Raw genomic sequence first — 25,657 nt, forward strand, 5'->3', positions numbered from 1 at the left:
CCCGACCCCCCAGCGGGCCGGCACCCCGGCGCGGACCAGCGCCGTGCCGGTGGTGTTGCCCCGCAGCCAGCCGCGCAGCACGTCGCGGTCCGCCGGTTCCAAAGCAACCCCCACTGTGTACGCCCGCAGGTCGCCGGCCAGGGCCCGCGCGGTGCTGGTGTCCCGCTTGTCGCCCGGTGTTCCCTCGTTCAGCGCGGTCTCGTAGCGGGCCGCCTCGGTGACCGTGTCGCCGAGCGCGCGCAGCTTCGACTCGAACCCCGCCGGCCCGCCGAGGTGGCGCAGCAGCAGGTTGCCGGCCGTGTTGTCGCTGTAGCGCACGGCGGCGTCGGCGAGGGCGCGCAGGCTCATGCCCTCGCCGACGTGCTTCTCGGTGACAGGGGAGTGCGCCACCAGGTCCCGAGCCGGGTACCGCACCACCCGGTCCAACTGGGCGTCGGTGGTGCCGTCGAGCACCTGGGCGGCAGCGAGGGCCTTCCACGTCGAGGCGTACGCGAACCGCTCGTCGGCGCGGTACTCCACGGTGCGACCGGTGCCCGTGTCGACGGCGTAGATCCCCAGCCGCGCCCCGAACTGCTCCTCCAGCCGAGGGAACTCCTGATCGGCGGCCGGCGACGGTGCGAGGGTCACCTCCGGGCTCGGCGTCGTCCGCGCCTCGGTGGAGTCGCGGTTGCCGCCGCCGCACCCCGCCAGCGACACCACTGTCACCGCCGTGGCCACCACTGTCGCCAGACGCCGGACCGGGAACGCCATGTCACTCCTCCTGCGGGTGCCGTCGGTCAGGGCAGGATCTCGACATACCCGTCACTGCCGTGCACGCGGATCCGCTGCCCATCGCGAATCAGCCGGGTGGCGTCGAGCACGCTGACGACAGCCGGCAGGCCATACTCCCTCGCGATCACCGCGCCGTGCGTCATCAACCCGCCCACCTCCGTGACCAGGCCGGCGATGCCGACGAACAGCGGCGTCCAGCTCGGGTCCGTGTGGGCCGTGACGAGGATGTCACCCGCTTCGAGGTCGGCCTGCGCCATGTCCAGGATGACGCGGGCACGTCCCTCGACAGTCCCGGCGGACACCGGCACACCGGCCAGGGCACCGGCCGGCAGGTCGTCGCGTCGGTACGCGCCGGTGATGACCTCGCCGTCGGAGGTCAGCACCCGGGGCGGGGTGAGCGCCTGCTGCGCCCGGAACTCGTCGCGACGCTGCCGGATCAGCGCGGCGTCCACCCGGTGTGTGCGGACCACCTCGTGGAACTCCTGGAACGTGAGGTAGAAGACGTCCTCCGGCTCGGCGAGCACCCCGGCGTGCACCAGCCGCTCGGCCTCCGCCAGCAGTGCCTGCTTGTACAGGAAGTAGCGGCTGACGATGTCGTACTTCGGGTACTCCCGATAGCCGATGAAGGCCCGCACCCGGTCGATCATCCGCGCGGTCTCGTCGGCCTTCTGCTGCCCGTCCGGCAGCGCCCGCAGGCGCGTCAACACCTCGTGCGCCTGCTGCCGCGCCCGCTGTTGGCCCTGCTCGAAGCGCCGCCGGGCAGCGCCCGGCTCGAAGAGCTTGACGTTGTCGAGGAGTACGGGCACGAGCGTGGCGGGGCGTTCGCTCCACCGTGGCCTGGTGATGTCGATCTCGCCGACGCAGCGCATTCCGTAGCGATCGAGGTACGCCTCGATGGCGGCGCGCGCCTCGGCCCCGCCCGCGACCTTCGGCAGCTCGTCGAGGAAGTCGTCGTGCGCGACGTCCTGAAGGAACGCCACCACCTCCGGATACGGGCGGATCACGTCGGCGACGTCGAGCAGCGCCAGCCCCATCTCCGACGTGACGTTGCCGGGGGCGGAGAGGGTGAGGGTGTCCGCGGCGTTCTTCTCGCCCAGCCACTCGTGCAGCCGGTCGTTGAGCCACCAGGTGGCCTCCATGCCCGCCATGATCGCCCGCATGTTCAACGGATCACTGAGGACCCGCTTGTGCTCCTGGAACGCCTCATGCAGGAAGTCGAACAGCGCCGTACCGGTCACCGTCGCGATGTCGCGTCGCAGGGCGGCGATGGACGCCTCGCTGCGCTCGATCAGCTCGGTCACGATCGTCGGGTCGGCCTTGCCCGAGGTGGACGGGCCGCCGGTCGTCGGCCCACCCGGACCGGCCTGGTCCGGCAGCGTCGCAACGAAGTCCCGGCGGTCGAGCAGGGTCTCCAACGCGTCGCGCATCAGCGGATCGTCGCGCCCCGCCATCTTCAGAAAGCCGGCGCGGCTGGTGGGGGAGGCCAACAGCCGGGTGGCGTCGACGAACAACCTCCCGCCGGCCGCCACCATCCGGGCCATGGCGGTCAGCTGCCACATGGAGAGCCCCAACGGCCGCATGGCGTCGGTCATCATCTGCTGGTGACCGACCGAGAGGTAGACGTGGTTCTCCTGGTCGTCGGCCGCCGGGACGGGGAACAGCGTCGTGATCGGCCGGCTCTGCACGATCTGGAAGTCGTCGTCGACCAGGCACCATTCGATGTCCTGCGGGCGGCCGAAGTGCGCCTCGATCCGTCGCCCGAGCCGCACCAGCCGCAGCGCCTGAGCCTGCGTCAGCGCCGGCTGCTCCTGCCGCTGGGGGGCGATCGCCACTTCCCGCGTTCCGCCGCCGGGCAGGGCGGTGACGGCACGCTCTTTCGCGGCGACCGTGCTGGCGACCACCTCACCGTCGCGCACAGTGAAGACGTCCGGGTTCACCAGACCGGACACCAGGGCCTCGCCGAGGCCGAAGCTGGCGTCCACCGTCGCGACCTTCCGGTCGCCCGTCACCGGGTCCGCCGTGAACAGGATGCCGGAGGCATCCGGAAGAACCATCCGCTGTACGACGACAGCCATCTGAACGGTGCGGTGGTCGATGCCGTTGCGCAGGCGGTAGATGACGGCCCGCTCGGTGAACAGTGACGCCCAGCACCGGCTGACGTGCCGCAGGACCGCCTCCGGCCCCACCACGTTCAGGTAGGTGTCCTGCTGGCCGGCGAAGGACGCGGTGGGCGTGTCCTCCGCCGTCGCGCTGGACCGTACGGCGTAGGCGCCCTGCTCGCCGAACCGGGCGAGCGCGCCGGTGATCGTGGCGGCCAGGTCGCCCGGAACCGGTGTCTCCTCGACGCTGCGGCGGATCTCCGCGCTGAGCGTGCTGATCGCCTCCCGGTCGTCCGGGCTCAACCGCGACAGCTGATCGAGCCGATCGTCGATCGACGGCGTCTGCGCCATGACGTTCCGGAAGGCCGCCGTCGTCACGCAGAACCCCGCCGGCACCCGGATGCCGTCGATCCGGGACAGCGCGCCCAGGTGCGCGGCCTTGCCGCCAACCACCGACACCTGCTTCTCGTCGACCTCTCGAAGATCCAACAGTGGTGCCCGGTCGCTGCGGTCCCCGTCCATCGACAACACACCCACGTCGCGCCCCCGTTACCTCGTTTGTGCTGGTCCGGCCGCCGATTCTGCGCCACGACCGGGGTCTTGCCGCAAGCCCCCAGGTGCGGTATACGTTAGAAGTGGCAGGGAGAGTGGTCTCCTTGCCGTTTGTTTTTGGCGGCGACCGACCGGGCGACCGGGCTCCCTCCCAGTCGTAGGATCGGACCCCCGCTCAGTCGTAGGAAAGTCGGCGCTGCTCGATTTTCAGCCCTCGGCCGAGCTGCCAGGAGGCGGTGGGCCAGGCCGCTATGAATCCAGCTATCAGCCCGAGCTGACCGGCGAACCAGAACGTGGCGCTGTCGGGTCGCAGGGGTGGCTCCGGCAGGACCACCCGATGGGCGAGCGTCAGCCACGCGAACAGCGCCACCTCGAACGCGGTGATGGTCAGCAGCTCGATCCTGCCGACGTTCGACAGCGCGTGCCAGACCTTTCCGAGGCTGCGACCGGGCCCGGCGAAGTACCGGAAGAGCACGGCGATCGTCACCGCCATCAGGTAGTCGCCGGCGTAGTCGACCCACAGCGGGTCCTCGGCCGGGTCGAATCTCACGGCGTACAGGGCGATCTCGGCGACGATGAACCCGAGAGCGCAGTGCGCGCCACAGCGGGACACGTGGGTCACGACGATGCCCCGACGGGGCCGTTGCGGTTGCCCCTCCTGCCGCCGTCGAGAGAACGCCTCGGGCCGGCCCCAGTTCCAGTAGAGGCGGACGGCGGCCGGGCCGATGTAGAGGACGGTCACCAACCAGACGATCTCCATGACCCGGACCGGCTGACGGTGCCCGCGCAGATAGGTGTCGGCCAGCACTACCGTGAAGCTGACGACGCCGACCGCGAGCGAAGCCCAGGAGAGCGCCACGAGCCAGGTTGGTTGCACCCCCGCCCCTTCCGCCAGCCGGGCGAGTCTTTCATGTCGTACTCGTCGGGATTGGCGGTTCGGGCGTTCCCGGCCCTCGTGCCGGAGCGGTGCTGGCCCCGCCTGCTGTGGTCAGTCGCGCTCCAGGCCGGCGAAGACGACCGTGAGTGTTCGGGCTTGCAACTGCTGGTCCCACCCACCGTGCAGAGCGCCCTGGCACAGGCTGGTAAGGAGCGCCATCGTCTCGGGTAGCCGTACCGAGTCGGCGACGGCTCCGGCGGCTCGCGCCCGCTCCAGCAGCCTGCCCACCGCCTCCTCCAGGTGACTCACCGCGTCGGGAAGCCGGATGTCCACCCCGGACCCGGCGAGCAGGTCGACGACGGTCTTCTTCGCGGCGGCCTGCGCCACCAGGTGGGTGAAGAACGTGAAGAGGTCATGTTTTGCGGCCTCCTCGACGAGTTGCGCGAGCAGTCGCTTCATGATCGCGGCGAGCAGGTCGTCCTTGGTGGGGAAGTGCCGAAAGACCGTACCGATGGCAACGCCGGCCCTGCGGGCCACCTCCTCGGTGGACGCACGGGTACCGAACTCGGCGAAGATCGCCTCGGCGGCGTCGAGGATGCGCGCCCGGTTGCGCTGCGCGTCGGCACGAAGCGGCGAACCCTCTATCAAAGTGAGTCTCCACTCATTATTCTCGTACGGATAAGTCGAGTCATGACTCATTATCCAGGAGGACGACGTGACACCAAGCGAGATCTTCGACAGCATGCGCGCCCGGTGGCTCGCGAACCTGCCCACCTACGAGGCCGACTCGCTCGCCGACGACGTGGTGCTCGAGACGCCGTTTGCCGCACCCGGCCGCCCTACCCGTATCGAAGGGAAGCAGCAGGTCCTTGAACACACGCAGGCCGGCAGGGCGATGTTCCCGGTCCGGTTCGACGACTGTCGCAACGTGGTCCTGCACGAGACCGCTGATCCCGAGGTGATCGTGGTCGAATACGAACTGGTTGGCACCCACACGGCGACCGGGCTGACCGCCTCGGCGCCGTTCATCGGGGTGCTGCGGACCCGGGGCGGCAAACTGGCCCACTGGCGCGAGTACCAGCACACCCTCGCCATCGCTCAGGCCGTCGGTCAGGGATAGAAGAGGCATCTCCGCGCTGGCACACTCTCGGTCATGGTCGACTGGTACACGCGGGTCGAGGTGGACGGCGACGTCGTCCGGGTCTCGGAACCGCACGTCAACGAACTGCTGTCGGCCACACGCCCGGGAGCATCGCCCTGCTGGAGGAACACACCTTCGCCAGTTGGCCGAGACCTACCTGCGCAGAACGGCGTACGGCGTGACCTGCCGATCTTGACGGCGGGTCACGCGGGTTAAGGTGCTCGCCATGATCGAGGACGTCGTATGCCGTTGACGAATCCCTGGCTGTCGGAGCCCACACCAGCCAAGCGGCTCGATCGTGAACGGCTTGAGGAGCGCCTGCTCAACCTGTTGTCGTCGCAGAACATGTGCGTGCTCGCGACCACAGGGCCGGACGGGCCGTTGGCCACCCCGGTGCGGTACTACCCGCTCGGCTTCGCGGTGCTCTTCACCGCCGCGCCACGGTCTCCGAAGATCCGCAACATCGCCGCCGACCCGCGCGTGTCCATCGGCATCTTCGCGCCGCTGGTCGGGTTGGCCAGCAGTCGCGGCGCCCAACTGTTCGGGACGGCCAGAGTGCTTGCGCCGCAGCATCCGGACCGCGCGCACTACTGGGAAGCGGTTCGGTGGGAGAACGAGCACGCCGAGCAGGGGCGGGCGCTGTCCGAGCCACCCGAGGACACACTCGTGGTCGTCGAGGCGGAGCGGATCGTCTACACCGAGCACTGGCTGCGACGTGAAGGTTTTGCGCCACGCCAGTTCTGGCGTCGCTCCGTCAATGACGGAAGCTGATTTATTGCATAATTCGCTACGTGCCTCCCAAAAAGGGAAACTTTACGGCTCACCCGTAGTCCGGGCCGGTTGCTGGCCTTCAGCGACGGTGTCTTCGCGATCGCCGTGACGCTCCTCGTGCTGGAGATCCAACCGCCCGACGACTTCGAGCGCCTCGTTCAGGGGCTCGGTGCGCTGTGGCCGTCGTACCTGGCCTACGCGTTGAGCTTCCTGCTCATCGGGCAGGTGTGGGTGAATCACCACGTCATGTTCGACCGCGTCCGGCACGTCGACCGAGGGGTCCTGTTCCTCAACACGTTGCTCCTGATGGTCATCGCGTTCCTGCCGTTCTCCACGTCGCTGCTCGCCGACGCGTTGCGCGCGGAGCAGGGGCTGCGCGCGTCGGTCGTCGTCTACGGCGGCACACTGTGGACGGCGGCGGCTCTCTTCAACATCGTGTGGGCGCACCTTCGGCGGGCCAGACTGCTGGACCCCGGCCTCGGTCCCATCGGTGCGCGGGCCATCGGTCGCCGGTTCGCGCTCGCGCTGGTCTGGATCGGCTCCGGCATCCTCGTCGGCGCGTTCGTGCCGATCGCCGGCGTCGCCATCATCGCCGGGTTCCTGCCCGCCTACTACCTGCCCATCCGCGGCGAGTACGGCGAGGACGACACCGCCGGGCAACCGGCCGACTAACTAGAGTCGGTGCCATGCGGATCCGGATCGACGGCAGCGATCTCCCAGGTCAGCGTCCCGGTGCGGAGGCCGACGCGCTGCGGCGGGGCAACGTACACGTCGGGGTTCAGCGCAAGGCCGAGGTGGTCGATCAGGTCCCGGCCGACGCGGCCAGCGCCACCTGGTCCTTCGAGGTGTCCAGCCGTGAGGTCGACGGTGCGCTCGACGTCGGTGGCCCCTGGGTGCACGGCCGCCCCGGGGCGCGGTTTCTCTATCTGAGCTGGGGCGCGGTGACCCCTGACGGCTTCGCCATGTTCCGACGAGCGAAGTTGATGTTCACCGACGTGCCGACCGAGCTGCTGCGCGCTGCCCACGAGGGCAACGGGACGCTGGTCGGCCGGGTCGGGTTGACCGACGCCGCCGGTGAGCCCGTCTGCGCTCGGGTGCACTCGCCCGCCATCGCGTGGACGGTGGAGCGAGTAGCCGACTAGCTGCCGAAGTCGACGCCGCTGAGGGAGACGGAGCGGTACGCGGCGAGGCGTTCGGCCTGCGCGGTGATGGCCCTGCGCGTGGCGTCCGACAGTCGCTGCCACGGCTGGACGGCGACGGTGAACGTCCTGCCGGACTTGCGGGGCCGCCAGGTGCCCACCAGCTCGCCGTCGACCAGGACGGCGCCGGGGCGACCCAACACCGGCCACAGCTCCTTGGCGTGGGTGGCGTCCGGCACCAGCGTCGCCCGGTCCTTGGCCTGGAGGAACAGATCGAACGGGCCGAGCAGCCGGGTGACAGTGCCGTCGGCGGACTCCAGCGCCTCCTCGTCGGCGGCCAGTAGTGAGCGCACCTCACGGTCGACCGTCACCTCGATCACGTCGTCGGGCCAGTGCGCCTTCACGTCCTTCACGGGGGAGTCGAGGTAGTCGGCGACCTGTTTCGGGGTGGCCGGACCGAGCAGGCGAAGATAGGCGCGGATGAGGTCGAAGCGGTCACCCGCCGTGGCTGCCTTCCTGAACCCGGTGATGCGCCGCAGGACCGGGGGTGAGGTGTCGAGCTGCAGCTCCACTCCGGCCCGTACGGCGGCGAGCCGGAACGGCATCTCGTAGAGGTGCGTGGCGTCGCAGGGCCGGCAGAACCGCAGATAGGGCTCGGGCAGCATGGTGGCCAGGCGGCCGGAGACGTCCCCCTTGACCGTGGGCGTGCTGACGATGGCACGCATCCGGTCGGCGATCTCGTCCAGGGCCGCGAGGGTGTCGATGCCGGCGGCCCTCAACGGTTTCGCGGCGTCGTAGATGCGCTTGCCCGCGTCGGCCGAGGAGTTGGGTTCGACCGCCGCCGCCACCTTCGCAACGTCGGCCCGGCGGTAGAGGTGGGGAGCGCCCCGCACCGTCCACAGCAGGACCAGATCGGTGTCGGACAACGCGGTCACGTCGACCCCGCGTACCGCCAGCGCCCACCGCGCGCCGTCCGGACCGGTGTTCTGCACCCCGAGGTCCAGGACGGCGGTGTCGGCGATTGTGCCCTCGTCGCGGTCGAGCTGCTGGGCCCGGACCCGGAAGTTCATCACCTGGTGCCGATCGACCATGTCAGCACCCTAGTTGGGGCGGCGCGCCCGGTGGGTCCAGGCGCGCAGCGCCCATTCGACGGGGCCGTACCGGAACCGCCGTAGCCACCACGCGCTGACCACCAGCTGCCCCGCGAAGATCACCAGTGCGATCAGCAGTGTCTGTGCCGGCGAGGTGCGGCCGACCAGGCCCCACCCGAGGCCGGTGAAGACGAGCACGCAGACCAGCGACTGGGCCAGGTAGTTGGTCAGGGCCATCCGCCCGGCGGGCGCGAACGCGTCCGCGAGGCGCGGCCGCCGCGTGAACAGGCGCAGCAGGGTCGCGGCGTAGGCGGCGGCCAGGAACGGCGCGGTGACGATGCTGACCATCAGTCCGGTCAGGTTCGCGGTGGAACCACCGACCGCGAACACGACCGCGCCGGCCAGACCGATCGGGTACCCCACCTTCTCGCACCGGCGCAGCAGGTCGTGATGGGCGGGCAGGGTGGCGAGGAGCCGCTGCTTGCCGGCGGCGAGGCCGACGAGGAACGCCGCGAACGCCAGCGGCCCCTGCACGGCGAGGCCACCGATCATCGCCGGCATCGACCGAAGATGCTCCAGGACGACATCGTCGAAGCCGCCGCCCAGAGACAGCGTGGAACGCGCACCGGCGCCGAGCGCGGCGGCCTCGTCCGGAACCAGTGTGGCGCCGAGGACCGCGGCGACCCCGACCACCACGGCGATGCCGCCGATGATGGTTGCCGACGCGATCAGCGCGGTGCGGGGCTCGATCCGCCGGACCGCGAGGAGCACGAGACCGAGCAGCGCGTACGTGGTGAGGATGTCGCCGTGGAACAGCAACACCGCGTGCAGCACGCCGAGAACGAACAACCCGGAGAGCCGGCGCAGGAACGCCGGGCGGAACGCCGCTCCGCGTCGAGCCGCGGAGTCGAGTTGCAGGGTGAAGCTGTAACCGAACAGGAAGGCGAACAGCAGGTAGGCCTTCATCGCGAAGAACAGCTCCACCGCGCCGGCGATCAGCACGTCCGCCGCGCCGTGCGTCGGGTCGTCGACCAGGTGGAAGTCGTAGCCGGAGCTGAAGAACGCGATGTTCACCAGCAGGATGAGCAGCAGCGCGCATCCGCGCAGTGCGTCCACGACGGTGATGCGGGCGAGGGTGTCCCCGGGCGAGGGCTGTGGGTGGCCGTCGCCCGGTGGGTCGAGCCGGGTCACATTCATGGTGTCCAGCCTCCGGAGCGCGGCCCGCTGCCGGGAAGTGCTTTCGTCACACGCACCGTCGTGACGAAAAGGCGCCATCCCTACGGCGGGGGAGACGAGTCCCTCCGCGCGGCGATCCGCTCGCCGCGCCGTTCGGCGACGGTGATCTCGGATGTGCCAACGCCCGCCGCTGATGGAGACGACGCCGTGACTCGAACACCGCACACGAACGCCATGCCCGCCCCACCGCCGCCGTCCTGGGCCCGCCGAGCCGGGCACGTGGCGTGGATGGCCCCCGTACTGGGCTTCATCCCACTGCACGTGCCATGGATCCTCGGCATCCCGCTGTTCGCCCATCCCGGTCCGTTCCGCGAGTGGTACCACGGTCGCGGGCCCGGGGTAGGGGACCACCCGGTCGACGGTTTCCTGGGCCTGCCGCCCGGCGCGTTCTACCTGGGCCTGCTGTGCGTCCTCGCCGGGCTCGGCGGCGTACTGGCGCTGGGGCTCATCAAGGACTGGGGCGTGGTCTTCCCCCAGTGGGTACCGTGGCTGCGCGGACGTCGGGTGCCACAGTGGTTGCCGCTGACGCCAACCGTGCTGGGATCCGCCCTGATGATCGGCTACTCGGCGACCCTGCCCTGGCAGTTCGCGGCGGACCTGAGGGAGCCCGGCGAGCAGGACATCTTCACCCCGACCGGCGTCCTGATCGGTCTCCCACTCCTGTTGGCCTGGACGATCGCGTTGCCACTGGCCGGATGGTCCTACTACCGCCGTACCCTCGGCCGCGACGCGACCGGCGGCGCTGGTCGGCGGCAGTGGATGACCGACCAGCGTCGCCGTCCGCGTGGCCCAGGATCGGGTGACGGTTTCAGGCGACCAGGGAAACCCGCCCGTTGTCCAGGTCGTAGCGGGCACCCACCACCCGCAGCGCGCCCTCGTGCACCTTCTCGGCGATGATGGTGCTGCGTGCGCTGAGCGCCTCCACCTGGGCGGCGATGTTGGCGCGCACCCCGTTCTCCACGGGGTCGCCGGGCTGGTCCAGCACCGGCTCGACGATCGGGCGCAAGGCGTCCACGATGGTGCCGATGTGCCCGGGCGCCGTACCGCCGCTGTGGATGGCGTCGATGGTGGCGGTGATCGCGCCGCAGCGTTCGTGGCCGAGGACGACGATCAGCAGGCTGCCGAACTCCTCCACTGCGAACTCGACGCTGCCGAGCAGCAGGTCGTCGACGATGTTGCCGGCCACCCGGTTGTCGAACAGGTCGCCCAGCCCCTGGTCGAAGAGCACCTCGGGGGCCACCCGGGAGTCCGCGCAGCCGACGGTGATGGCGAACGGGTGCTGGCCGGCGGCGAGCCGGTGCAGGTCGGACAGGCCCTGGTGCGGGTGCCGGCCGCGGCCTGAGGTGAACCGCCGGTTGCCGGCCTGTAGCCGACGCAGCGCCTCCGTCGGCGTGTCGACCGGGCTTTCCGCTGGCGCGGCGGAGGCGGCGGACGGGCTGGCTGCGGCCGCGCCGAGGGCCACGGCGGCGGCGCCACCGGCGGTCAGCAGCGAACGACGGGACAGGTGCGAACGTGCCACGATCATCTCCCTGAGGTGAGGCAACTCGCCTCTTCCTACCAGCTTCCGTCCACATTGGTGGTTACCGTGTGGTGACCAGTGGGCGACGGTGACATCGCCGCTGACAGCACGCGGAGTGGCGGATCGCCGAGCGAATTGATCATCGTTTGGACTTCGGCTATCGTCCGCGTCCGTGAAATCTTCCCGCCTTGCCTCCGCCATGTTGATCCTTGCCGTTTCGACGACCCTCGCCGCCTGTGGCGACGCCGACAAGGCGACGACCGCCGGATCCACCACGCCCGCTGCCACCTCCGCAGCCCCGTCCGCGGTGGCCACCTCCGCTGCCGCCACGCCGGCCTCGTCGCCCGCGGCGGGTGCCGCGAGCGACAAGGAACTCTGCGAGTCGGCGAAGAAGGTCAGCGACGAGATGAAGGCCGAGCTGGTGAAGGTCGCCACGACCGGCGAGGCGTCGGCGGCGGATTACCAGAAGATCCTGAACGACCTGGACAAGAAGATCGCCGTGGTCGCCTCGACCGGCGACGGCAAGGTGGCCACGGCCCTGCGGGCGTTCGGCGCGGAGGCGGCCAAGGCCGCGGCTGCGGCGGACCCGGCTACCGCCGCCGACAACCCGGCCTTCGAGAAGGCCGGCAAGGACATCTCCGCCGCGTGCAAGGCGGCGGGATTCACACTGGTCATCTGAACCTCGTGACCCGGTCGCACCGGGTGCGGTGACGGACGGCCCCCACGCCTGAGGGTGGGGGCCGTCGCATCGCAGGCGGTGGTCAGCCGCCGGCGAACGTCGTGTCGACGCCGCACTTGGCGTTCTGGTTGAGGCAGGACTTCACCAGGTCGCCGAGACGCTCCGGTTCCCAGGCGTTCATGAAGTCGCCGTGCATGGATGACGGCTTGCCGGAGGAGAGGCTGAGGCCGTCACCGCCCAGCGACTCGTAGTTGACCATGAAGGAGAGATCCGGAACGGCCACCGGGTACTTGCCGGTGCAGACGCCGTTCACCGGGTCGCCCATGTGCGACTTGTGATCGGGTGAGTCGATGTTCTTGCCGTCCCAGCAGTCCTTGAACACGAGCTGGAAGATCAGGTTGCCGCCGGGGGCGCACTTCGGCCAGTTGCCGTCGGCGCTGCGGCCGATCTCCGCGCTGCCAGCGCACCAGAATTGGTTGCTACCGGCGTTCTTCGGGGTGTCCACCTGCCGCTTGGCGTCACCTTCGACCACCCTCAGGCCCGGCGGGAAGGGCTTGACGGTCGACGGGTCCTTGACCCGCGAGCCGTAGTAGATGCGCATGCTCTTGATCGGCACCGCCTTGCCGTCCTTGCGCAGCTCCGGGGTCCAGTAGGCGCTCTTGTCGCCGGGGGCGTTGCAGGTGTTCGCCGCGTCGAACAATTTGTCCGTCGTGGTGAAGGCGTCGATCTTCGGGCCGAAGAAGGTGTGCATGTGCGAGGCGCCAGCGAGACCAGGCAGGACGATCGGATCGTCCGAGGCCGAGTTCGCGACACCGCAGTCGGTGTGGAATTCCGGCACCCGGGTGGTGCCCGGCGGCACCGCCTTCGGCTTCATGGCGTTGAAGGCGGCCAGTTCCTTGCTCCACTGTGCCTGGTCGACGGGCACCCAGCCGCCGGCCGGCGGGCTCGGCGGGACGGACGTCGACGGGGACGCAGACGCTGACGCGGTGGAACTCGGCGTGGCCGAAGGGGCGGCCGATGTGCTCGGCGTGGCCGACGCGCTGGGCGACGTGCCCTTCGCGGGGCCGAACGTGAACCAGTTCAGGTTCACGAAGTCCGACTTCGAGGCGCTCTTCATGACCGCGAAGACGGTCTGCGCACCGGACGGCACAGCTGACGCCTTCGCGGTGACGGTCGTCCACTTCTGCCAACCGCCGGTCTGCGCGATCGGGAAGCCGGCCAGCAGTGGACCGTCCTGCGCGCCGAGGCGCAACTCGACGGTGCCGCCGGCGGCGTTGTGCGAGGCGACCCGGGCCGTCAGGTCGACGCCCGTCACCGACACGCCGTCGAAGCGCAGCCAGTCGCCGCTGGCCAGCCAGCCAACGTTACGGCCGCCGTCGGCGTCGCCGGTGCCCTCGGTCTGCGCCCCGGACTGCGCCGCGAAGGCCTCTGCCTGCACCCGGCCGGGCACGGCGACCTCTTCGGCCTGGGCGCCGGCGATGTAGATGCCGCTGCCGGCCAGCGCGGCGGCCACCGCGGAGGCGAGCGTGATGCGAGTGAGGCGACGACGCTTTCGTGCCCGATCCGGCGGTGCGACGTGCGCGGGGGGAGTCCGCATTACCAGTGGTTTCCTTCGAGTCGACGGTGAAGCTCTGTTGGAAGGAGTATGTGCACGTCAGGGGCCTGCATCAACTCGCGGGAAAAGAATTAAGGAGGCCGGTTGACAAGCGCCCTGGCAGCCGGCGCGACGGCTCCGGATGACAATTTTTCGCTCGTGCAGCCTTAATTTTCCTTTAAGTCCTGCCGCCGGGTTATGGTGCGATGATTACGAATTTTGAGTAACAAATTGTGGGCCAATTCTCGATCTCAGCCGCTGACCGGTTCGACGCGGATGGCCGGCGACAGCGCGCGCAGGAAGTCGGGCGCGTCGAACATCTCGCCGGCGGAGGCGACGCCGCTGGTCCTCGTCCGACCATCGAGGACGCGCCCGACCGCTTCCACGGCCAGAGGCGCGCTGACGGCGTAGATGTCCCGGCCACTGGCCACGACACGGCGGCGCTCGTCGCCGCGACGCACTATGACGTCGACAGTGAACGTCTGCGCGGACCGGCCCCGCCCGTCGACCGCGACCGGTGCCGCCGCGGCGGTCAGGTCGCTGGCGGCGTCGACGGTCATGTAGGTGCGGACCTCGGGGATGACCAGATGACGGGGGATGGTGACGACGTCGGCCATGCTGAACTCCCCGAGGACGCTGCGGCGACCCAGCGGCGCGGGGAAGTCCCAGTTCACCCTCGGCAGCTCCCCACCGGAGTGGTACTCCAACCGGCTGCCGGTGTAGCGGACCCGGCGGCCGGCGCGGCGCTCGCGGGAGACGACGCCCGCGGCGACCGTCCCGGCCGTCGGGTGCCAGCTACTCAGTCCGTACGCGACGTGCGCCTCGTCGGCCGACGTCCAGTCGCCCATCGCCGTCGTCGCGAGCAGGTCACCGAGCCCGCCGAAGAAGGCCATCGCCGGGACCACCGCGACACCGGCGGCCCGGGCGCGCTCAGTGAAGTGGGTGAACGTGTCGAGGTTGGCCTCGATCTCGGCCGCCACGTCCACGTACGGGATCCCGGCGCGCAGCGCGGCCTCGATCACACCGGCGGCGGTCGACGCGAACGGACCCGCGCAGTTGATGACCGCGTCCACACCGGCCAGCGCCGCGTCGAGCGAGGCCGGATCGTCGGCCGACGCCACCCGGTAGCCGGGCCCGAACGCCGCCAGCCGGCGCGGGTCACGGCCCACCGGCAGGGCCCCGAATCCGCGCTCACGCAGCTCCGCCATCACGAACCGTCCGGTGTGCCCGTACGCCCCGAACACCGCCACGTTGTAACCCATCGCTGCCCCCTCGGAAGATCGTCTGGGTCCAGCCTCGCGCAGCGGGCGGCGACCAGCCAGTGTCGGGAACGCCAACCCCCGTACAGTTTCGGACATGACCCTTGTCGCGATCGCCGCCACCGACGGGATGCTGCACTTCGAGCTGGCCCTTGCCTGCGAGGTCTTCGCCCACGACCCTTCCGGCCTGGCGGACCCCTGGTACGACGTGGCGATCTGCGGCCCCCGCCCGGTCCGGGTCGGCCGCTTCCTGCTGGCGCCCGACGACGGGCTGGACCGCCTCGCCCGCGCCGACACCGTGATCATCCCGTCGGTCGAGGACGTCGACGCGGACGTACCCCCCGACCTGCTCGACGCGGTCCGCGCGGCCCACTTGGCGGGCGCCCGGATGGTCTCGCTGTGCACCGGCGCGTTCGTGCTGGCCGCCGCCGGGGTGCTCGACGGGCAGCGGGCCACCACCCACTGGGCCCACACCGAGGCGCTGGCCGCCCGCTATCCCCGGGTCCGCGTCGACCCGGACGTGCTCTACGTCGACAACGGCACCGTGCTCGCCTCCGCCGGCAAGGCCGCCGCGATCGACCTGTGCCTGCACCTGATCCGCCGCGACCACGGCTCGATCGTCGCCAACGCCGTGGCCCGCCGCCTGGTCGTGCCGCCGCACCGCGCCGGTGGTCAGGCCCAGTACGTCACCACCCCGGTGCCCGCCCGTGACGACCACCCGCTGGCCACCCTGTTGCCCTGGGCCCTGGCCCGCCTGGACCGGCCGCTGACCGTCGAGGACCTGGCCCGGCAGGCGAACATGAGCTCACGCAACCTGGCCCGCCACTTCCGGGCGGCCACCGGCACCACCCCACTGCTGTGGCTGTCGACGCAGCGGATCCGCCGTGCCCAGGAGCTGCTGGAGAACACCGACGACAGCATCGACGCCGTCGCCGAGGCAGCCGGCATGGGCACCGCCGCGACACTGCGTCGACACTTCCACCGCACCGTCGGCGTGCCCCCGGACGCGTACCGGCGCACCTTTCGGGCCGCCGGGCCGCCGACGGCTGAATCCTGAAGGGGGTGCGCGCGGACGCCGTCGCTCCTCGGCGTCGGGCAGAATGCCAAGCTCCGGCTCCGCCGACGGTCGGGGGTTCCGATGGGCTACAGCCGCGAGTACGTCAGCTGACCGTGCCGCTGCCGCTGCCGCTGCCGCTGCCGCTGCCGCTGTCCGGGCGTTGGCGGGCGAACGCGTCGCGCTCGCCCCAACGGCCGGGGATGTCCAGCAGCGCGATCCGCCCGAACGCGGACGGCAGCGCCGGGTCCACGGCCAGGTGGTCGTCGTGCGGGTTGATCCCGAGCATGGTGCGGAGCAGCAGCATGCAGGCCCCACTGGACCACGCCTGCGGGCTGCCCGCGGTCGGATACCGGATCGGGAACCGGGTGGTGTCCCGGTCGAACCCGCCGAACGCCTCGGGCAGACGACCCTCGAAGTAGGTGGCGGCGGAGAGGATGCCCTCGGCGATGCGGGCCGCCTCGTTGCCGAACCCGTAACGGCGCAGACCCCAGGCGATGAACGAGTTGTCGAACGGCCAGACCGTGCCGTTGTGGTAGCCGAGCGGGTTGTAGCGGCGTTGCCCCTCGGCGAACGTCCGCACACCCCAACCGGAGAAGAGCGCGGGACTCATCAGGTGCTCGACCACCCGGGCAGCCCGCTCCGGTGGCACGATGCCGCTCCACAACAGGTGCCCGATGTTGGACGACAGGCCGTCCACGGGGGTGCCGTCGTGGTCGAGCGCGAGGGCGTAGAAGCCGCGGTCCTCAAGCCAGAAGTCCCGGTTGAACCGGTCGTACAGGGCCGCCGCCTCGCTCTCCAGCCGCTCGGCGTAGGCGGTGTCGCCCCAGAAGGTGCGGGCCAGTCGTGCCCCCCGGATCTTCGCGTCGTAGGCGTACCCCTGGGTTTCGCAGGTGGCCCTCGGGAAACCCGGCAGCCGGCCGTCGGCATAGGAGATGCTGTCCCAGGAGTCCTTCCAGCACTGGTTGTCCAGGCCGGTGACGCGGTTGCGTCGCTGGTACCAGACGTAGCCGGTGGAGGTGAGGTCCGCGTACAAATCGATCCAGGCCAGGGCCGCGCGGGCTTCCTGCTCCAGCTCCATCACCAGCGCGGTGTCGCCGCTCCACCGCTCGTACTCGTCGAGCAGCACCACGAACAGCGGTGTGGCGTCCACCGTGCCGTAGTAGGGCGAGTGCGGCTGTTCCTCGAACGCGGCCGACTCCCCGTAGCGCAGCTCGTGCAGGATCCGGCCCGGGTCCTCCTCCAGGACATCGTCGGTCCGGACGCCCTGCAGCGACGCGAGGATGCGCAGCGTCGGTGGGGTCAGCGACGGGGTGACGGGCAGGGTCTGCAGGCAGGTCAACAGGCTGTCGCGGCCGAACAGGGTCATGAACCAGGGCAACCCGGCCGCGGGTACGCTCGCGCCGCCGAGCGAGAGCGGGGCGAAGCGCACCGCCGCCAGGTCCACCAGGCTGCGGTGGTAGACCTGCTGGAGGCCGACGCTTTCGGTGTCCAGGGTCGGGGCCGCCGCGACCCAGGCCCGCACGCTGGCAGGCAGGGTGGATTCGTCCGGCCGTTGGGCGCGCAGGGCGGCGCGCAGGTCGACGCCGTCCGGACGCAACGCCAGCATGACGGCCTGCAACCGGGTCGACCACTGCTGCTCGGGGCGCAGCCGGACCGTGAACCGGAGGCCGCCCGGATCGAACTCCGCGGGCTCACTCGCCGACACGACGACCTCACGGCGGTAGGTGCCGCGCCGGTAGCCCAGGCGCAACTCGTTCGGGCCGACGTGCGTGTAGTACGCGCCGCTCTTGGCGCCGGAGTCGAACTTGATCTCGAAGATGTCGGCGAAGTCGGCGGCCACCTCCAGACGCACGTCGAGCGTCATGTCCCGCTCGCCGTAATTGAAGATCGTCAGCGACTCGGTGAGGTCCGGGCCGATGCGCCTGCGACGAATGGCCGACACGTCGGCCTCCACGTAGTCCACCGCCGCGCCCGGCACCGCGAAGAACGTGACCTCGAAGTACTGGCTGTCGTCCACCGACAGCGCTGTCAAGCACTCGCCGTTGACGGTGAGCCTCCAGCGGGACAGGAAGCGTGTGTCAGCGGCGAAGAGGCCGACCGGGGTGCTCGGGGACGACTGCACGTCGCCGCTGGCGTCGGACACCATGAAGGTGTTCCCGTCGATGCACGCCACGGTGCCCGCGATGTCCCTCATCGGTCACGTCCCACTGTCGGGATCCTCGCGCTGAAGCCGCCCGGGCTCTCGCGGAAACAGTCGCCCGAGGCGCAACGCCAGGGCGAGATCGCCGTCGACCATGATCTCGCCCCGGGTGATCGCCGCCAGCCCGTTCACCTCGCCCCGCGCCATCGCGTCCGCGAGCTGCGCGGACACCCGGATCACAGTGGTGGCGGGGGCACCGCTTCGGGTCACCCGCATCCGGCCATGATCGATGTCCAGCAGCCACTGCTCCAGGTTGCCGTCGTCGCCGATGTCGAATCGCACCCTGCCACAGACCTTGCTGAACCGCGGATCCTGGCCAGCGACCGTCAACCGCTCGAAGAAGGCGCTGGTCTCCGACATCCCACCTCCCCGGACGCTGGTCAGAGCGAATGCCGGCTACCCGCTGCCGCGCACTCCTAACGCCGGTGGTGCCCCTTGTTCAGGGTGCGAGCGAGAAGCGGGTCCAGGTGGTCGCGTCGGTGGTGACGAGGACGTGGTCCGGCTCGCCCGTCGACCCGTCGTCACGCCCGAAGAGCCAGGCGTAGCCAGGCGCGACACTGACCGAACCGACGACCCGGCCGTACTCCCGGGCGACAGTGAAGTTTCGTCCATCGTCCCGGCTGACCAGCAGCTGCGCACGGCGGTCGGGTTCGACGCCTTCCCCGGGAATGATGGCCAGCAGGGAGCCGTCCGACCCCACAGTGAGGTCGTAGTGCAGCTGCGCCGGCAACTCGGCGCCGGTGTCCGTCCAGGTCTTCGCACCGTCGGTGGTACGCAGCAGCCGCACCCCGCCAGCCGTCGTCGTCGACTGAATCAGCGCGTACCCTTCCCGATCGTCGAGCCCGACCGCCGTGATGATCACCGCGTCGGCGCCCACCTTCCAGGTGGTCCAGGTCGCCCCTCGGTCGGCGCTACGGGCGACGGTCGCCCCCTGGGAGCCGCCTGTCTGGTACGTGGCCCAGATGCTGCCGTCCGCTGCCGGGTAGAGGCTGAACAGCGAAAGCACCGTGGGCGCCGGGGTGGTGAGGCGGTACACCGTTCCGCTCGACGGGTCCACCGCCAGCGGCTCCGACACCGCATCACAGCCGAATCCGCAGGAGACAGGTCGGGCCGTCGCCGGGAAGGTGGGCACGGCGACGATCGCGGAATCCGCGTCCCGCCAGGTGCGGCCGTAGTCGGTGGAGAGGTGGGCCAGGCCGTAGTCGGTGACCAGGTACGACCGCTCACCGAGCACGGAGAAGTCCATGCTGCTGCTCGGCGTCGCTGCGGCGGTGTCGGCCGCACACCGGGTGCCCTCGAAGCGCGCCGCGTCCCAGTCCGACCAACTGCGGCCGTCGTCGCCGGTGTACGAGAAGCGCACGACACAGCCGTCCTGCCGCACGTCGACCCCGGAGTCGGGCCCGGTCAGCGTGAATTCGCTGAACTGCGCACCTGACGGTGTCGGCGGGTCGGCCGGCGTGCCCCGGTCCGGCTCGACCACCAGCGGTACGACCGTCAGCCAGGCCAGGACGACCAGTGCGGTGGTCACCGTCGCGACCGACCGGCGCCGACGGGATCGGGCACTGGTGCGCAGCTCGTCGAGGGGTGGCTGCGACACGGCCTCGCTGACGGTGTCGACGTCGAACCCGGAGAACTCACGACCGGACATCGATCCTCCCGGTTTCCGTGGCGTCAGTGTCGGCGAGCAACGCCGCCAGAGCGACCCGGCCCCGCGACAACCGGGACTTCACCGTCCCCGACGACACGCCCAGCGTCGCGGCGACCTCGTCCACCGGCAGGTCGACGAGGTAGTGCAGGGCCAGCGCATGTCGCTGCCCCTCGGGCAGCACGCGCAGCGCGGAGAGCAGGGCGAGGTGCTCCGGGGAGTGGTCGGCGACGGCCGGCGGTGGACCGATGCGGCGCAGCAGCCCGTCGAGCACCCGACGGCGGCGGTACCGGCTGCGGGCCCAGTTCACCGCGACGCGACGCAACCAGGCCTCCGGGTTCTCCAGCTCGGCGAACCGCCCTGGCGCCATCAGTGCTCGCGTGAACGCCTCCTGGACCGCCTCCTGCGCCTCGGTCAGGTCACCGGTCACCGCGTACAGCTGAACGACGAGGCGTCGGAAACAGCTGGCGTAGAGCTCGGAGATCGGATCGCCGTCGGACACCGTCACCCCCCTTCTCCACCACTCCCACCCACGGGCCCGGGAGAAGGTTCCGGCAGCCGGCCAGAATCCGGGTCAGTCGAGGTTGAAGTCCACCACGACCGGCGTCCGGCGGACCCGCACGGGGGTCGCGGCGTCGAAGCCGGCGGCGTCGCGGTGCCACACCGGCGGGGCGTACGCGCAGTCGCAGCGCAGCTTCACCCGCTGCCCGGGGAGCAGGCGCAGGGCGTAACCGCTGCCCGCGTCCGCCACGCCGGCCAGGTCCCCGGTCGCCGCGTCGAACGCGATCACCTGGGCGTAGGTGGCAAGCTCGTCGACCACTACCGCTCCGCCCAGCGCTATGCCGGCGGGCAGCGCCTGGTTCAGGTTCGCTGTCTGGTGCGCGCGGACCCGCACCGGCCGTGCCTGCTGCCGACCGCCCACCCCACCGGACCACACTGTCGCCAGCCCGGCGGCGGCGAACTGCACGGGCCAGTGGTACGGCCCGAGGCCGGTGATCGTGTAGCGGCCGTCCTCGTCGGTGGTCGGGCCGTGGTCGTCGTACTTGGGATGCGGCACGTATGGCACGACCATGACCAGTGCGCGGTTGACCGGTGCGCCGGTCGCCGCGTTGGTCACCACTCCGACGATGGTGCCCGGCGGGTCGAGCCGGATGGTCGGCGCGTCGGTCACCGCGCCGGCCCGGACCTGGACCACCTGTGCCCGCTCACGGTCGCCGGTGCCGCCGTGCCGGCCCACCCACTGCCAGCCGTGCATCGTCGTGTCGTAGGGGCGCACCAGCAGCCGGTACCTCCCCGGGGCGACGTCCCCGGTCACCAGGACGCCCTGCTCGTCGGCGCACCCCCCGTACCGTCCGAGTTGGTCCTCGCCGAGGGTGACCGCCGCCAACGCCGCGGCGTCCACCGGGACCAGCGCGGCGCAGGCCCGGGGGACCGGCGCGCCGGTCGCCGCGTCGCGCACGACGGTGCGGACGGCGCCGGGCGCGGACGACCCGGGGGTACGCGCGGCGGCCGGCGCGGCGGCTTCGACGACGAGCAGGGCGACGGCGATGGTGGCGGTCAGGTGGCGCAGGAGTGTGCGGCTCACTGGCGTGGTCCCTCCGGTGTCGCGGCGACGGTGAGCAGACGGTAACGGTGAGTGTCTGATCCATTTCGGTCAATGTCGTGATGCTGACTGAGCGAGGCGCGCAACTCGCCCGTGCGCCGCGAATGCCGCGATATGCCCGAAATGTGGCGCAAAGGTCACGGGTACCGCATAGCGTCACGGGGGCGGGACCCCCGCCGCTCCCGCCAGCGGACCGGCGGCGACGCCCACCGGAAGGAACCGGACATGAGTCGTGTCGACACTGTGCTCCTGCCGGAGCTGGACGGGCCGGTGCCGGCGACGCTGCCGAGCGCGCTCGGCCTGCTGAGCCTGGCCCTGGGGGTAGCCGCGCTCGTCGCCCCCGGACCCGTCGCGCGACTGACCGGGGTGGACGACTCCCCGGCCGCGCGGTCCGTGCTCCCGGCCATCGGTCTGCGGGAGTTGGGCAGCGCCGCCGGCCTGCTCAGCGGTCGCCGGCCGGCCGGCTGGGCCTGGAGCCGGGTGGCCGGCGATGCCATGGACCTCACCCTGCTCGGGCGGGCCCTCGCCGACCGTGGCGGTGAACGCCGCCGCCGGGTCGCGCTGACCACCCTCGCCATCGCCGGCATCACCGCCGTCGATGCGCTCGCCGCCATCCGCATCGGCCAGGCGCGACGGGCCCGCGCGCGGGTGATCCGGATGGAGATCGCGGTGACGGTGAACCGGTCGCCCGCCGAGGCGTACCGGTTCTGGCGGGACATGGAGAACCTGCCCCGGTTCATGGCACACCTGGAGTCCGTCCGCGCCGACGATTTGCGCCGTTCGCACTGGATCGCCCGTGGTCCGGCCGGACACCGCGTCGAGTGGGACGCCGAGATCATCGACGACCAGCCGAACAAGTCGATCACCTGGCGGTCGCTGCCGGGAACCCGGGTGCCCAACGCCGGCCGGGTCAGGTTCGTGCCCGCGCCCGGCGACCGGGGGACCGAGGTGCGGGTGGAGCTGCGCTACGCGCCACCGGCCGGCGCGCTCGGCCGAGCGGTGGCGAAGCTCTTCGGCGAGGAACCCGAGCAGCAGGTCCGCGACGACCTGCGCCGGTTCAAGCAGGTGCTGGAGACCGGCGAGGTCGTCCGCTCCGAGGGCAGCCCCAACGGCATCTCCGTACGCCAACAGGCCATGCAGCGACCCGCCCAGCCGCTGCCCGCGTCCCGCCGCTGACCGCCCGAGCTCTCCGAAAGGGACCGCTGATGAAGGCCACCGCCTGGATGGGCACCGACAGCGTCAAGGTCATCGACGTACCCGACCCGAAGATCATGAACGCCCGGGACGCGATCGTCCGGATCAGCACCACCGCGATCTGCGGCTCCGACCTGCACCTCTACCACGGCTACATCCCCGCGATGCGCAAGGGCGACATCCTCGGCCACGAGTTCATGGGCGAGGTGGTGGAGGTGGGCCCCCAGGTCCGCAACCTCGCCCCCGGCGACCGGGTGGTGGTGCCCTTCCCGATCGCCTGCGGGCACTGCTCGTCCTGCCAGCGCGGCCTCTACTCGGTCTGCGAGAACTCCAACCCGAACGCCGGCATCGCCGAGAAGATCATGGGGCACTCGCCGGCCGGCATCTTCGGCTACTCGCACCTGCTCGGCGGCTACGCCGGTGGCCAGGCCGAGTACGCCCGGGTGCCGTTCGCCGACGTCGGCCCGGTCAAGGTGCCCGACGAGATCAGCGACGACCAGGCGGTCATGCTGGCCGACGTGTTCCCGACCGGCTACATGGGCGCCGAGATGTGCGACATCAAACCCGGGCAGGTCATCGCCGTCTGGGGCGCCGGGCCGGTCGGGCTGCTCGCCGCGGCCAGCGCCCGACTGCTCGGCGCGGAGCGGGTGATCGTCATCGACCGGTTCCCGTACCGGCTGCGGCTGGCCGAGGAGCACATCGACGCGGAGACGATCAACTACGAGGAAGTCGACGTCCTGGACACCCTCAACGAGATGACCGCCGGCCGGGGCCCCGACGCGTGCATCGACGCGGTGGGCCTGGAGGGCCACCACGGCAACGCCGCCATGTACGCGTACGACCGGGCCAAACAGGCCGCGCGTGTCGAGACGGAACGACCGTTCGCGCTCCGGCAGGCGATCCTCGCCTGCCGCTCCGGCGGGGTGGTCTCGGTCGTCGGCGCGTACGGCGGTTTCGTCGACAAGTTCCCGATGGGCGCGTTCATGAACCGCTCGCTGATCATGCGGACCGGTCAGTGCCACGTCCAGCGCTACACCCGGCCGCTCCTGGAGCGCATCCAGCGCGGCGAGATCGACCCGAGCTTCATCGTCAGCCACCGGATGCCGCTGCGTGACGCACCGAAGGGCTACAAGATCTTCCAGAAGAAACAGGACGACTGCACGAAGGTGCTGCTCAAGGTCTGACCCGGCGGCCAGGTCCGCCGGGCGGGGGAGTTCCTCGCGCTGCCTTTGGAGCTGATGTCGTCAACGATTCAGCTCCAAAGGAGCCGACCATGGCCTCGGCTATCAACGCCGGTCGCTCTGCGCGGGCACGGCGCAGAACCCGCACTCGGCCCCGCGTGAGCTAGCGTGTCGCCATGGAAAGTGGCGATATGTCGATGTCTGTCTCGGCCGATCTCACTGTCCGGCTACGGCCGGTTGCCGAGCCCGACCTGGCGATCTTCCGCCGGCTCCGCACCGAGCCGGGCCTGATCGGTCTGGACTGGGCCGGCTTCAGCGACGCCGGGGCGCCGGCACGGCGGTTCGCCGTCGACGGCTACCTCGGCGAGGACGACGGACGGCTCGTCGTGGAGGTCGAGCAGGAGCAGGAGCAGGCTGCCGCCGGCATCGTCAGCTACACCGCCGGGCGTTACGCCGGACGGGCGTCGTACTGGGAGATCGGCATCGTCCTGCTGCCGCAGTGGCGGGGGAGAGGCATCGGCTGGCGCGCCCAGGCGTTGCTTTGCGACTACCTCTTCCACCACAGCCCGGCCCAGCGCATCCAGGCCGGTACGCACCCGGAGAACGTCGCCGAGCAACGAGCGTTGGAGAAGGCCGGCTTCCAGCTCGAGGGTGTCGTGCGGGCCAGCGAGTTTCGGGCCGGCCAGTGGCGCGACGGCTATCTGTACAGCCGGTTGCGCGACGACCCGTCCCCTTGGAACCAGACGCCGCAGGTCTGAGCCCTAGGCCTGGCGCGGACGGACCCCCGGCTCCACCGTCAGGGTCCCTGCCGCGGCGTCGATCGTGGCGCGCGAGCCCAGCGGAACGGTGAGCTGCCCGTTGCCGTGCCCCAGCCGTAGCCCGCCCAGGACCGGCACGCCGAGGTCGTACAGGCGGTCCTTGAGCACCGCTGCCGCATCCCACTCGCCCGGTTCGGCGACACTGTTGGTGATCTGGCCGATGACCACGCCGGCGACCCTGCGCAGCACGCCCACCCGGCGCAGCTCGGTCAGCATGCTGTCGATGCTGTACGGAGCCTCGTCCACGTCCTCGAAGAAGAGGATCGCGCCGTCGAACTTCGGAGAGTCCTCCGCGCCGAGCGAGGTGGAGATCAGCGTCAGGCAACCGCCGAGCAGCGGCCCCGATGCCCGCCCCGGCACCACGACGGAAGCGGCTGTCTCGGCCGGGTCCCGAGAGAGAGATGGTGACCGGTGCGGTGGTCATCACCGCCCTGCGGAGCGCCTCGGCCGACTCGGGGCCGGTGCGGGCGTCACTCCAGTTGACCATGGGGCCGTAGAAGGTGACCAGGCCCGTCTCGCGCCAGAGCTTGCCGTGGATGCTGGTGATGTCGCTGAAACCGACGACCACCCGAGGGTCGCGGCGCAGAACGGACACGTCGATCTGGTCGACGATCCGCTGCGTGCCGTAACCACCCCGCGCGGCGAACACGGCCCGGATGCCCGGGTCGGTGAGCGCGGCGTTCAGGTCGGCCAGCCGCTGCGCGTCGGTGCCGGCCAGATAGCCGTACTTGGTGAAGACGTGCTTGCCCAGCTCGACCTCAAGGCCCCAGCTCCGCAGGATCTCGATGCCGCGAGCCATGTTCGTGGGGTCGGGCGTGCTGCCGGGCGAGACCACCCGGACCCGGTCACCGGGTGCCAGCGCCGGTGCCCGCACGACGCGCGTCGGACCGACCGGCGCGGCCTGCGCGGGCGCGGCCTCCGCCGAGCCGACGAGCACCGCGCCACCGGCCGCCGCCGCTCCCATCCGCAGCATGTTCCGACGGGACAGGGGCACTCGCGCGGGCCCCTCGATCGTGGCTGGGTCTGTTCCAGAAGTGGCCACCGGCGTCCCCTCATCGTGATCAGACGATGTGTGCGAGCTGCCACAGCCTACGACAGCCGTCGATCGGTGTGGGGGTCCACAAGGGACCGTGACTGGGATGTTTTGTGAGGCTCCGCCCGCCGATGGCGGGGAGTCCGAATCCGCCCGTGACCCCGTTTGCCGCCGGGAAGCCTGGGAACTCGCCCCGTT

General features: G+C 70.8%; 24 protein-coding genes and 1 pseudogene. 10 read left to right on the forward strand and 15 right to left on the reverse strand.

Translation table 11 applies throughout. The features are described 5' to 3' along the window. From bla to AB0B48_RS17075, 4 genes are all read right to left on the reverse strand, one after another. Positions 1-750 (reverse strand): class A beta-lactamase (gene bla / locus AB0B48_RS17060; RefSeq protein WP_357202129.1); only part of this gene is annotated, 750 nt, incomplete at its 3' end. Positions 751-776: 26 nt separating this feature from the next. Then, entirely contained in the window at positions 777-3,392 is a 2,616-nt protein-coding gene (rph, locus tag AB0B48_RS17065; protein ID WP_357202132.1) for a rifamycin-inactivating phosphotransferase, read from the reverse strand. Positions 3,393-3,597: 205 nt separating this feature from the next. After that, entirely contained in the window at positions 3,598-4,299 is a 702-nt protein-coding gene (locus tag AB0B48_RS17070; RefSeq protein WP_357202135.1) for a DUF4396 domain-containing protein, read from the reverse strand. A 111-nt stretch (positions 4,300-4,410) separates the two neighbouring features. After that, entirely contained in the window at positions 4,411-4,947 is a 537-nt protein-coding gene (locus AB0B48_RS17075; RefSeq protein WP_357202138.1) for a helix-turn-helix domain-containing protein, read from the reverse strand. 67 nt (positions 4,948-5,014) lie between these two features. On the opposite strand from AB0B48_RS17075, the gene AB0B48_RS17080 reads away from it, so the two are divergent. From AB0B48_RS17080 to AB0B48_RS17095, 4 genes are all read left to right on the forward strand, one after another. Then, the gene (locus tag AB0B48_RS17080) at positions 5,015-5,419 is read left to right on the forward strand and encodes a nuclear transport factor 2 family protein (RefSeq protein ID WP_357202141.1); all 405 of its coding nucleotides are present in this window, start codon (positions 5,015-5,017) and stop codon (positions 5,417-5,419) included. Between the two features lie 264 nt (positions 5,420-5,683). After that, positions 5,684-6,211, forward strand: coding sequence for a pyridoxamine 5'-phosphate oxidase family protein (locus AB0B48_RS17085; protein WP_357202144.1), 528 nt, complete (start codon positions 5,684-5,686; stop codon positions 6,209-6,211). A 69-nt stretch (positions 6,212-6,280) separates the two neighbouring features. Beyond that, positions 6,281-6,883 carry a TMEM175 family protein gene (locus AB0B48_RS17090; protein ID WP_357202146.1) on the forward strand — a complete coding sequence of 201 codons (603 nt, stop codon included), beginning with the start codon at positions 6,281-6,283 and terminating at the stop codon, positions 6,881-6,883. A gap of 14 nt (positions 6,884-6,897) precedes the next feature. Beyond that, positions 6,898-7,353, forward strand: a complete 456-nt coding sequence (locus AB0B48_RS17095) for a DUF5990 family protein (RefSeq protein ID WP_357202149.1) — start codon at positions 6,898-6,900, stop codon at positions 7,351-7,353. On the opposite strand, the gene AB0B48_RS17100 is transcribed toward AB0B48_RS17095, so the two are convergent. Together AB0B48_RS17100 and AB0B48_RS17105 are read right to left on the reverse strand one after the other, a co-directional pair. After that, positions 7,350-8,441, reverse strand: coding sequence for a winged helix DNA-binding domain-containing protein (locus AB0B48_RS17100; protein WP_357202152.1), 1,092 nt, complete (start codon positions 8,439-8,441; stop codon positions 7,350-7,352). The genes AB0B48_RS17095 and AB0B48_RS17100 overlap by 4 nt on opposite strands. 9 nt (positions 8,442-8,450) lie before the next feature. Beyond that, positions 8,451-9,638 carry a DUF418 domain-containing protein gene (locus tag AB0B48_RS17105; protein WP_357202156.1) on the reverse strand — a complete coding sequence of 396 codons (1,188 nt, stop codon included), beginning with the start codon at positions 9,636-9,638 and terminating at the stop codon, positions 8,451-8,453. 186 nt (positions 9,639-9,824) lie between these two features. Between AB0B48_RS17105 and AB0B48_RS17110 the strand changes: the two genes are divergently transcribed. Then, a complete protein-coding gene (locus tag AB0B48_RS17110; RefSeq protein WP_357202159.1) occupies positions 9,825-10,574 on the forward strand; it encodes a hypothetical protein in 750 nt (249 codons plus the stop codon). Here AB0B48_RS17110 and AB0B48_RS17115 read toward each other — a convergent pair. Beyond that, the gene (locus AB0B48_RS17115; RefSeq protein WP_357202162.1) at positions 10,486-11,196 is read right to left on the reverse strand and encodes a carbonic anhydrase; all 711 of its coding nucleotides are present in this window, start codon (positions 11,194-11,196) and stop codon (positions 10,486-10,488) included. The two genes, AB0B48_RS17110 and AB0B48_RS17115, sit on opposite strands and share 89 nt — an antisense overlap. 172 nt (positions 11,197-11,368) lie before the next feature. On the opposite strand from AB0B48_RS17115, the gene AB0B48_RS17120 reads away from it, so the two are divergent. Beyond that, entirely contained in the window at positions 11,369-11,875 is a 507-nt protein-coding gene (locus AB0B48_RS17120) for a hypothetical protein (RefSeq protein ID WP_357202165.1), read from the forward strand. Between the two features lie 82 nt (positions 11,876-11,957). On the opposite strand, the gene AB0B48_RS17125 is transcribed toward AB0B48_RS17120, so the two are convergent. Both AB0B48_RS17125 and AB0B48_RS17130 read right to left on the reverse strand, forming a co-directional pair. Then, positions 11,958-13,472, reverse strand: coding sequence for a DUF1996 domain-containing protein (locus tag AB0B48_RS17125; RefSeq protein ID WP_357202168.1), 1,515 nt, complete (start codon positions 13,470-13,472; stop codon positions 11,958-11,960). Between the two features lie 248 nt (positions 13,473-13,720). Further along, positions 13,721-14,731, reverse strand: coding sequence for a saccharopine dehydrogenase NADP-binding domain-containing protein (locus AB0B48_RS17130; protein WP_357202171.1), 1,011 nt, complete (start codon positions 14,729-14,731; stop codon positions 13,721-13,723). Between the two features lie 94 nt (positions 14,732-14,825). Here AB0B48_RS17130 and AB0B48_RS17135 point away from each other — a divergent pair, with 94 nt between their 5' ends. Next, positions 14,826-15,785 carry a helix-turn-helix domain-containing protein gene (locus AB0B48_RS17135; RefSeq protein ID WP_357202174.1) on the forward strand — a complete coding sequence of 320 codons (960 nt, stop codon included), beginning with the start codon at positions 14,826-14,828 and terminating at the stop codon, positions 15,783-15,785. A 103-nt stretch (positions 15,786-15,888) separates the two neighbouring features. Here the strand turns inward: AB0B48_RS17135 and AB0B48_RS17140 are convergent, their stop codons facing one another. The 5 genes from AB0B48_RS17140 to AB0B48_RS17160 form a co-directional block, all read right to left on the reverse strand. Beyond that, the gene (locus AB0B48_RS17140; protein ID WP_357202196.1) at positions 15,889-17,970 is read right to left on the reverse strand and encodes a glycogen debranching N-terminal domain-containing protein; all 2,082 of its coding nucleotides are present in this window, start codon (positions 17,968-17,970) and stop codon (positions 15,889-15,891) included. 12 nt (positions 17,971-17,982) lie between these two features. After that, on the reverse strand, positions 17,983-18,345 hold the full coding sequence (locus AB0B48_RS17145) for an SCP2 sterol-binding domain-containing protein (protein ID WP_357202177.1): 363 nt from the start codon (positions 18,343-18,345) through the stop codon (positions 17,983-17,985). A 79-nt stretch (positions 18,346-18,424) separates the two neighbouring features. Next, complete coding sequence (locus AB0B48_RS17150) at positions 18,425-19,633, reverse strand: hypothetical protein (protein WP_357202180.1); 1,209 nt, start codon at positions 19,631-19,633, stop codon at positions 18,425-18,427. Further along, on the reverse strand, positions 19,620-20,138 hold the full coding sequence (locus tag AB0B48_RS17155; RefSeq protein WP_357202183.1) for a sigma-70 family RNA polymerase sigma factor: 519 nt from the start codon (positions 20,136-20,138) through the stop codon (positions 19,620-19,622). The genes AB0B48_RS17150 and AB0B48_RS17155 overlap by 14 nt, the downstream gene beginning before the upstream one ends. A gap of 66 nt (positions 20,139-20,204) precedes the next feature. Continuing rightward, entirely contained in the window at positions 20,205-21,215 is a 1,011-nt protein-coding gene (locus AB0B48_RS17160; protein WP_357202186.1) for a carboxypeptidase regulatory-like domain-containing protein, read from the reverse strand. Between the two features lie 243 nt (positions 21,216-21,458). Here AB0B48_RS17160 and AB0B48_RS17165 point away from each other — a divergent pair, with 243 nt between their 5' ends. The 3 genes from AB0B48_RS17165 to AB0B48_RS17175 all read left to right on the forward strand — a co-directional run bounded on the left by AB0B48_RS17165 (position 21,459) and on the right by AB0B48_RS17175 (position 24,366). Beyond that, positions 21,459-22,409, forward strand: coding sequence for an SRPBCC family protein (locus AB0B48_RS17165; RefSeq protein WP_357202189.1), 951 nt, complete (start codon positions 21,459-21,461; stop codon positions 22,407-22,409). A gap of 29 nt (positions 22,410-22,438) precedes the next feature. Then, positions 22,439-23,611, forward strand: coding sequence for a zinc-dependent alcohol dehydrogenase (locus tag AB0B48_RS17170; protein WP_145787991.1), 1,173 nt, complete (start codon positions 22,439-22,441; stop codon positions 23,609-23,611). 173 nt (positions 23,612-23,784) lie between these two features. Then, positions 23,785-24,366, forward strand: coding sequence for a GNAT family protein (locus tag AB0B48_RS17175; RefSeq protein WP_357202193.1), 582 nt, complete (start codon positions 23,785-23,787; stop codon positions 24,364-24,366). Positions 24,367-24,369: 3 nt separating this feature from the next. Here AB0B48_RS17175 and AB0B48_RS17180 read toward each other — a convergent pair. Continuing rightward, a pseudogene (locus tag AB0B48_RS17180) lies at positions 24,370-25,420 on the reverse strand (LD-carboxypeptidase). Positions 25,421-25,657: the final 237 nt, after the last annotated feature.

Origin of the sequence: Micromonospora sp. NPDC049089 (assembly GCF_040648775.1) — a bacterium.
GTDB lineage: Bacteria > Actinomycetota > Actinomycetes > Mycobacteriales > Micromonosporaceae > Micromonospora.

Excerpts from the sequence above, each read along its gene's own strand:
- AB0B48_RS17145 (WP_357202177.1), bottom strand. The coding sequence starts at position 18,345 with ATGTCGGAGACCAGCGCCTTCTTCGAGCGGTTGACGGTCGCTGGCCAG.
- AB0B48_RS17150 (WP_357202180.1), bottom strand. The coding sequence starts at position 19,633 with ATGTCCGGTCGTGAGTTCTCCGGGTTCGACGTCGACACCGTCAGCGAG.
- AB0B48_RS17165 (WP_357202189.1), top strand. The coding sequence starts at position 21,459 with ATGAGTCGTGTCGACACTGTGCTCCTGCCGGAGCTGGACGGGCCGGTG.
- AB0B48_RS17175 (WP_357202193.1), top strand. The coding sequence starts at position 23,785 with ATGGAAAGTGGCGATATGTCGATGTCTGTCTCGGCCGATCTCACTGTC.
- rph (WP_357202132.1), bottom strand. The coding sequence starts at position 3,392 with ATGGACGGGGACCGCAGCGACCGGGCACCACTGTTGGATCTTCGAGAG.
- AB0B48_RS17135 (WP_357202174.1), top strand. The coding sequence starts at position 14,826 with ATGACCCTTGTCGCGATCGCCGCCACCGACGGGATGCTGCACTTCGAG.
- AB0B48_RS17125 (WP_357202168.1), bottom strand. The coding sequence starts at position 13,472 with ATGCGGACTCCCCCCGCGCACGTCGCACCGCCGGATCGGGCACGAAAG.
- AB0B48_RS17130 (WP_357202171.1), bottom strand. The coding sequence starts at position 14,731 with ATGGGTTACAACGTGGCGGTGTTCGGGGCGTACGGGCACACCGGACGG.
- AB0B48_RS17095 (WP_357202149.1), top strand. The coding sequence starts at position 6,898 with ATGCGGATCCGGATCGACGGCAGCGATCTCCCAGGTCAGCGTCCCGGT.
- AB0B48_RS17100 (WP_357202152.1), bottom strand. The coding sequence starts at position 8,441 with ATGGTCGATCGGCACCAGGTGATGAACTTCCGGGTCCGGGCCCAGCAG.
- AB0B48_RS17085 (WP_357202144.1), top strand. The coding sequence starts at position 5,684 with ATGCCGTTGACGAATCCCTGGCTGTCGGAGCCCACACCAGCCAAGCGG.
- AB0B48_RS17170 (WP_145787991.1), top strand. The coding sequence starts at position 22,439 with ATGAAGGCCACCGCCTGGATGGGCACCGACAGCGTCAAGGTCATCGAC.
- AB0B48_RS17105 (WP_357202156.1), bottom strand. The coding sequence starts at position 9,638 with ATGAATGTGACCCGGCTCGACCCACCGGGCGACGGCCACCCACAGCCC.